At 69.9% G+C, this 6574-nt stretch carries 8 protein-coding genes and 1 pseudogene; 2 read left to right on the top strand and 7 right to left on the bottom strand.

Translation table 11 applies throughout. The features are described from left to right. The 5 genes from G3I65_RS45720 to G3I65_RS45700 all read right to left on the bottom strand — a co-directional run. The coding region (locus G3I65_RS45720) for an AAA family ATPase (RefSeq protein ID WP_160701643.1) at nt 1–625 on the bottom strand (625 nt) is incomplete at its 3' end. Between the two features lie 678 nt (nt 626–1303). Next, on the bottom strand, nt 1304–1792 hold the full coding sequence (locus G3I65_RS45715) for a hypothetical protein (RefSeq protein WP_160701642.1): 489 nt from the start codon (nt 1790–1792) through the stop codon (nt 1304–1306). A 12-nt stretch (nt 1793–1804) separates the two neighbouring features. After that, nucleotides 1805–2407, bottom strand: coding sequence for a TetR/AcrR family transcriptional regulator (locus tag G3I65_RS45710; RefSeq protein WP_160701641.1), 603 nt, complete (start codon nt 2405–2407; stop codon nt 1805–1807). A gap of 145 nt (nt 2408–2552) precedes the next feature. Next, complete coding sequence (locus G3I65_RS45705) at nt 2553–2999, bottom strand: nuclear transport factor 2 family protein (RefSeq protein WP_160701640.1); 447 nt, start codon at nt 2997–2999, stop codon at nt 2553–2555. A gap of 5 nt (nt 3000–3004) precedes the next feature. Then, nucleotides 3005–3880, bottom strand: a complete 876-nt coding sequence (locus G3I65_RS45700) for a TIGR03619 family F420-dependent LLM class oxidoreductase (protein ID WP_160701639.1) — start codon at nt 3878–3880, stop codon at nt 3005–3007. 147 nt (nt 3881–4027) lie between these two features. Here G3I65_RS45700 and G3I65_RS45695 point away from each other — a divergent pair, with 147 nt between their 5' ends. Next, entirely contained in the window at nt 4028–4870 is an 843-nt protein-coding gene (locus G3I65_RS45695; protein WP_160701638.1) for a hypothetical protein, read from the top strand. 63 nt (nt 4871–4933) lie between these two features. On the opposite strand, the gene G3I65_RS45690 is transcribed toward G3I65_RS45695, so the two are convergent. Together G3I65_RS45690 and G3I65_RS45685 are read right to left on the bottom strand one after the other, a co-directional pair. After that, entirely contained in the window at nt 4934–5740 is an 807-nt protein-coding gene (locus G3I65_RS45690) for an Fpg/Nei family DNA glycosylase (protein WP_160701637.1), read from the bottom strand. Next, entirely contained in the window at nt 5740–6213 is a 474-nt protein-coding gene (locus G3I65_RS45685) for a ribose-5-phosphate isomerase (protein ID WP_125314872.1), read from the bottom strand. The genes G3I65_RS45690 and G3I65_RS45685 overlap by 1 nt, the downstream gene beginning before the upstream one ends. Before the next feature lie 45 nt (nt 6214–6258). Between G3I65_RS45685 and G3I65_RS57905 the strand changes: the two are divergent. Continuing rightward, nucleotides 6259–6574, top strand: a pseudogene (locus G3I65_RS57905) (hypothetical protein); the annotation flags it as partial.

Below are 6574 nucleotides of genomic sequence, written 5' to 3'. Positions count from 1 at the left end.
CGTGGGCCTTGCCCTCGTCGAGCTTGCCCGCCAGCAGGACGCCGACCCCGTTGCGGGACAACGGGGCCAGCCGCAGCTGGCGGCAGTGCGGCCGCCGCATCAGGTCGACGTGGCGCACCGGGCGCCGTTCGCCGGGGTCCGCGCGTTCGGCGAGCAGCACGAGCACCCGGGCGGGCCGGATGCGCCGCGCCATGTGCTGCAGGAACTGCAGCGACGCGGGATCGGCGTAGTGGGCGTCGTCGACGCAGATCACCAGCGGGGTCTCGGCCGACCAGCCGATCACCGCGCTGGACAGGCGGTGCAGGAACCGGCTGTCGAGCAGCGTCGCGTCGGCTTCGGCGTCCTCCACGTACGCCGAAACCTGGTCGACGATGTCCGCGCGGACACCCGGGGTGTGCACCAGCTGGGAAACGACGCCGAGCCCGACGGCGGTTTCCGACCGGGCGCCGGAGGCGGACAGGACGACCGCGCCGGTACCGGCGGCCTGCCTGCCGAACTCTTCCAGCAGGGCCGTTTTCCCGCTGGCGACCGGACCGAGGACGAGGCCGACACCGCCGGCCCCGGAATGGCAGTCGGCGAGCATCTGACTCAGCGTCGCCGTTTCGAAGTCACGTTCGATGAGCATGACGGAACTTCCCCCAGAAATTCTCTGTGTGTGGGACTCCTTTGATCCACGGCCGGAACGACGGCCCCCAGGCCGCCGGCTCCCGTTGTTCCGTGAATCACCAGCACAGCGACGTGTGCGGGCGGGCAAAGGCCGCCGCACGCATTGCTTCACGGCAATCACACGGCACACCGCTCCCCAACGGCGCCTGCCGGCGATTACGAACCCGGCCGGCTCGCGCATGAGCCGGCTTCAACGTCTATTCGGCGTCCTCACGAAGGACAGCGGTAACCGTTCATCAGACGAACCTTTCCCCAGACCCCAGATCCCCGCAGTTTCCCGGTTGGGTGATTACTGCCCCGATCACCCGGTCTCCCGCGAGGAGATAACGAACCAGAAGCTACCACCTGCCCCTACGTGCCGCAACGAGCCACGAAGGGGGTTCACCCGGACCGCGATGTCCGTTTGGTCCCGTTCGGCGGGACATTCCGCAAACCCGTCCCGACCAGCGTTTACCCCAGGGAAACGCCAGTAGACGGGCAAGGATCGAAAGTAGGTGGGCGTTATGAGCCGCACCACTTGTTCCGCGCCGCGGCGCGCACTTATTTCCGGCGCAGTTGAAATCGCCCTAAGGAAACAGAATGTGAACAGTTTTTTGACGGGCGCCGCGTCCGCGGACCGGAACGCGGCGCCCGCAGGTCAGACCTTCGCGGGAACGCGGCCCTCCTTCGAGAAGTACCCGCGGACACCCTTGGAGCAGAGCAGCAGGAACAGCACGAGCAGCACCACGGCCTGGACGACCTGGCCGGCCCGCATCCAGTCCGGGAACTCGGCCGAAATGACGAGGTACACGAGCCCGGCGAGCCCGAGGACGGTCACCAGCATCACCCGCACCCACGTGCGCCGCCTGCCGAGCTTGAGCCGCGCGGCCAGCCGGACGTAGACGATGGCGATGACGAGGACCGACACCGGGCGGATCCACAGGACGCTTTCGAGCGACGCGCGCGTCCCCGCGTGGTCGGCCGGGTTCGCCTGACCGGTCGACTCCCAGTGCAGCACCTGGTAGTCGAGGATGGCCTCCTTGTTCAGGAACGTCAGCACCGCGAACGCGATGCTGATCAGCAGGTTCAGGTAGAGCAGGAAGATGACCGGCCGCAGCGCGCGGCCGGTCGAGGACGAGGTGGCCATGGTTTCCCCAGTTCAGTCGTGCGCGGTGGCACGTTCGACGATGCGGACGAGTTCGGCCGCGTAGGCGGCGACGTCGATCCCCGGACGGCGGATCGATTCGGTGTGGAAGCCGTCTATGGCCTGGCGGATGGTGATCGCCATGACGCGCGGGTCGAACCGGCCGAAGTCGCCGGTCCGCTGACCCTCGCGCAGGCAGGTCTCCAGGACGTCGATGGCGCCGTGGTACCACTCCCCGGTGCCCCCGTCGGCCTCGCCGCCGGGAGCACCGCCGTGGCGCAAGCTTTCGAGCAGCGCGGTGAGTTCGACCGGGTGCTCGGCGATGAACGCCAGGTTCGACTCGATGTAGACCCGCAGCTCCGCCGCCGGCCCGTCCACCGCGTCGATCCGCTCCCGCATGTACGCGAGGCTCGTGGTCAGCACGTCCCGCACGACTTCGGCGATCAGGTCCGCCTTGCCGTCGAAGTGGTAGGAGATCATGCCGGTGCTGCTCAGCCCGGCACGCTTCGCGATCTGCCCGAACGATGCCTTCGCGTACCCGAGTTCACCGATCGTCTCGATCGCCGCGCGGACGATCTGCGCCCGCCGGGCGTTCTCGGTGAACGTTTTTGCTTGCATGAGCAAAAGGTAGCACGGTCGAGCAAACAACCGCCAGAATGCCGCCTTTCCGCAATCGCGCGGTTGCGGTACGTGTCGATCTTTTCCCGCAAAATGAGAAGGCCGCCCCGGGGTCTCCACGGGGCGGCCTTCTCGGTGCTTCGTGCTACTCGGTCACCTGGCGCGCCGTCGCCATCGCGCGTTCGGTCTCCCAGAACGCCCGCATCGACCGGATCAGCCCGTCCTCGCCCACCCGGTACACGAACACCCCGTCGGTGTCGACGCGGTAGCCACCCGGCAGGTACGTCGTGATCGTGCCGACGTTGGCCACCTCGTCACCAGCCGCGTGCGAGTCGCGGATGACGAACTCGAAGCGCTCCACGTTCGCGATCGTCTTGTCCCAGAACGCGCTGATGCCGTCGCGGCCGTGGTGGCCCTTGCCCTCTTCGTCGAAGAACGACGGCCCGACCGGGTCTTCCACGACAGCGTCACCAGCGAACAACGCCAGCCACGCCTCCTTGTCCCCCGCCGTCACCGCGGTCATCGACGCGAACGCCGCGCGCCGCGCGGGCGGTTGCTCCGCCGACGTGTCCCAGCTGACCTGCACACCCACGGCCGTCACTCCTCGAACTTCGCGATGATTTCGGTCCCGAACTTGCGGATCGCTTCGAGCTTCGGCTCGACCGGCGCGTCGAACCCGACGCCGTCGAACACCCAGGGCATGGTGATGACGTCGGTGACGCCCACCTCGGCCTGCTCGCGGTAGCCGTCGAGGCCGAAGCGGTCGATGCAGACCGCCTGGTACTCGAACGGGTCGTCCGCGCGGCCGCGCTCGGCCAGCAGCTCCTTGATGCGCGCGATGGTGTCGCGCAGCTCCTCGAGCTTCATCATCGCCGACGACCAGCCGTCGGCGACCCGCGCGGCGCGCTTCAGCGCGACCTCGGTGTGGCCGCCGATGTAGAACGGCACCCGCGACGGCGGCGCCGGGCTCATCTGGATCTTGTCGAAGTCGTAGAACTCGCCGTGGTACTCGACCATGCCGCCGCCGAGGATCAGGCGCAGCACGTCGATGGCCTCGTCGACGCGCTTGCCGCGCCGCTCGAACGGCACGCCGCAGTACTCGAACTCCTGCGGCAGCCAGCCGACGCCCAGGCCGAGGCCGAACCGGCCGCCGGTCAGCACGCTCGCCGAGCCCACCTGGCGCGCCAGCAGCACCGGGTTGCGCGAGCCGAGCTTGAGCACCGACGTGTAGAAGTTGATCCGGCTGGTGACCGCCCCCATCGACGCGGTGGCGACGAGCGGGTCGACCCACGGGGTGTCGCCGGTCCAGAACCGGCTGCCGTCCGGGGTGTACGGGTAGTCCGTGTCCACCGTTTCGGCGTAGAAGAGCGAGTCCGGCAGGGCGATGGAGGCGAAGCCGGCCTCTTCGGCGGCCCGGGCGAGCTCGCCCAGCTGATCGAGGGGGGTCATCGCGATCGACAGGGTGAACTTCATGGTGTCGAACTATAACGTGTTCTAGTTTGCCGGGCCAGGTCCGACGGTGTGCCGGATCACTCGCCGGGAACCCTCCGCGTAACGTCCGCGTTGTCCGAATCAAAGGTGACTTCCGGTCACCGAGCCCCGAACTTCTGGGAGTGGTCCATGGGCACCGCGATCTTCCTGATCGTGCTCGTCGTCGTGATCGTCGGTGGCGGCCTCTATTTCTCGCGGCAGCGCGCCGCGGCCCGGCAGCGGGAACTCGACGACGCGAAGGCCGACGCGCGGCGCCTCGTCGAGCGGCTCGGCGGTCAGGTCCTCAACCTCAACGGCAACGACACGGCGTCGATGCAGGCGATGGCCGACGCGAGCGAGCGCTACAACGCCGCCGGCTCGCAGCTGGAGCAGGCCCGCACGATCGAACAGGCCCGGCTGGTGAAGGACACCGCCGTCGAAGGCCTCTACTACGTCCGCGCCGCGCGCGTCGCGATGGGCATGGACCCCGGCCCGCAGCTGCCGGAGGAAGCCGAGCGCGAGCGCGCCGGCAAGGTCACCGAGCGCCGCGACGTCGACGTCGAGGGCCAGCACTACGCGGCCTCGCCCGAGGCCGGGCAGGACACGCCGTACTACTACCCCGGCGGCCGCGTGGCCGGGCGGCCGGTGCCGCAGGGCTGGTACAGCGAGCCGTGGTGGAAGCCCGCGCTCGTCGCCGGTGCCTGGGGTCTCGGGTCGATGTTCCTGTTCAGCGCGATGTTCTCCGGCATGAGCGGCATCGCCAGCGCCTCGGCGTGGGAGTCGGGCTACGACGCGGGCCAGCAGGACGCGCTGGAGTCCGGCGACATGGGCGGCGACGGCGGCGGGGACATGGGCGACGGCGGCGGCGACTTCGGTGGCGACGGCGGCGACATGGGCGGCGGCGACTGGGGCGGCGGCGGTTTCGACGGCGGCGGGTTCGACGGTGGCGGGTTCGACGGTGGTGGCTTCGACGGCGGCGGCTTCGACTTCTGACCCGCCCGCAACGCAGTGAATGACTCATTCATGTCGTCCGGCGACATGAATGAGTCATTCACGTCAGTTCTGGCAGGTGGGGCACCAGTAGAGGTTGCGCCCCACCAGTTCCGAGTTCGCCACCGGCGTGCCGCACACCAGGCAGGGCTCGCCCGCCCGGCGGTAGACGTAGACCTCACCGCCGTGGCGGTCGACCCGCGCCGCGCGGCCCATCGCCTCCGGCAGGTGCTCCGGGCGGACCGTGTCGATCCGGCCGACGCGGACGCCGTCGCGCATCAGGGTCACCAGGTCGGCCCACATGTCGTCCCACAGCGCCCGGTCCAGCGCGCGGCCCGGCGTCAGCGGCGCGACGCCGTGACGGAAGAGCACTTCGGCGCGGTACACGTTCCCGACGCCCGCGAGCACAGCTTGATCCATCAGCAGGGCCGCGATCGACGTCTTCGAGCGCGAAACGCGCTCCCACGCCCGCTCGGGTTTCGCGTCGCGGCGCAGCGGGTCCGGGCCCAGCCGGGCTTTGATCGCGTCCGCTTGGTCCGGGGACAGCAGCTCGCAGCGGGTGGGCCCGCGCAGGTCCGTCCAATGTGTCCGGCCGGCCAGCCGCAGCCGGACCTGGCCGACCGGCTCCGGCGCGGGCAGCGGGGACTCGCCGAACGTGCCGTACAAACCCAGGTGGATGTGCACGATCCCGTGCGGGCCGTAGTCGTGGAACAGGTGCTTGCCGTACGCCTGCGCGCCGACGAACACCTGACCGTCCAAACGGGACGCTTCGGCGGCGAACCGGCCCTGTGGGCTGCTCACCCCGACCGGGGCGCCGGCGTACCGGCGCTTGTGCAGCCGCGCGAGCCGGTGGAGCGTGTGCCCCTCGGGCATCAGGCCTCCGGCAACGCCGGCGGGGTCCCGGTGCGCTCGTAGTCGAGCAGCTGCTGCACACGGCGGGCGTGCCGCTCCTCCGGCGAAACCTCGGTCGCCAGGAACGCCTCGACGATCTCGGTGGCTTCTTCGGCGGTGTGCATCCGGGCACCGACGCCGATCAGCTGGGCGTGGTTGTGCTCGCGGCACAGCTTCGCGGTCTCGACGCTCCACGCGAGGCCGGCCCGCGCGCCGGGCACCTTGTTCGCGGCGATCTGCTCGCCGTTGCCGGAGCCGCCGACGACGATGCCGCGGCTGCCCTCGTCGGCCACCACGCGCAACGCCGTCTCGACGCAGAACGCCGGGTAGTCGTCGGCCGCGTCGTAGACGTGCGGACCGATGTCGGTCACCTCGTGGCCCTGCTTCTCCAGGTGAGCCACCAGGTGGTTCTTCAGCTCGAAACCGGCATGGTCGGATCCCAAGTAGACACGCACGGCTGGGAGTCTGCCACCACGCCCGGTTTCGGGCATGCTCCGGGGGTGGGCATCTGGGAGCAATCGGGGCACGACGTGCGGCTCGACTGGGGCGGCGAAGGCGTCGCCGCGCTCGGCCGCGAATGCGCGGTGCTGGTGGTCGTCGACGTGCTTTCCTTCAGCACCACCACGGATCTCGTGGTCGGCCGCGGCGGCCGGGTGCTGCCGGTGCGGTGGCGCGACGAACGCGGCGTCGCGCGGGCGAAGGCGGCGGGCGCGGTCGTCGCGGGTGAGGCCGAATTCACGCTGCGGCCCTCGTCTGTGACGGAGATCCCGCCCGGGACGCTGCTCGCGCTCCCCTCGCCCAACGGCGCGACCCTGT

The organism is Amycolatopsis sp. SID8362, from assembly GCF_010550475.1.
GTDB lineage: Bacteria > Actinomycetota > Actinomycetes > Mycobacteriales > Pseudonocardiaceae > Amycolatopsis > Amycolatopsis eburnea.
This window is presented reverse-complemented; position numbering and strand designations above follow the sequence as displayed.

Excerpts from the sequence above, each read along its gene's own strand:
- G3I65_RS45715 (WP_160701642.1), bottom strand. The coding sequence starts at position 1,792 with ATGGCCACCTCGTCCTCGACCGGCCGCGCGCTGCGGCCGGTCATCTTC.
- G3I65_RS45710 (WP_160701641.1), bottom strand. The coding sequence starts at position 2,407 with ATGCAAGCAAAAACGTTCACCGAGAACGCCCGGCGGGCGCAGATCGTC.
- G3I65_RS45700 (WP_160701639.1), bottom strand. The coding sequence starts at position 3,880 with ATGAAGTTCACCCTGTCGATCGCGATGACCCCCCTCGATCAGCTGGGC.
- G3I65_RS45695 (WP_160701638.1), top strand. The coding sequence starts at position 4,028 with ATGGGCACCGCGATCTTCCTGATCGTGCTCGTCGTCGTGATCGTCGGT.
- G3I65_RS45690 (WP_160701637.1), bottom strand. The coding sequence starts at position 5,740 with ATGCCCGAGGGGCACACGCTCCACCGGCTCGCGCGGCTGCACAAGCGC.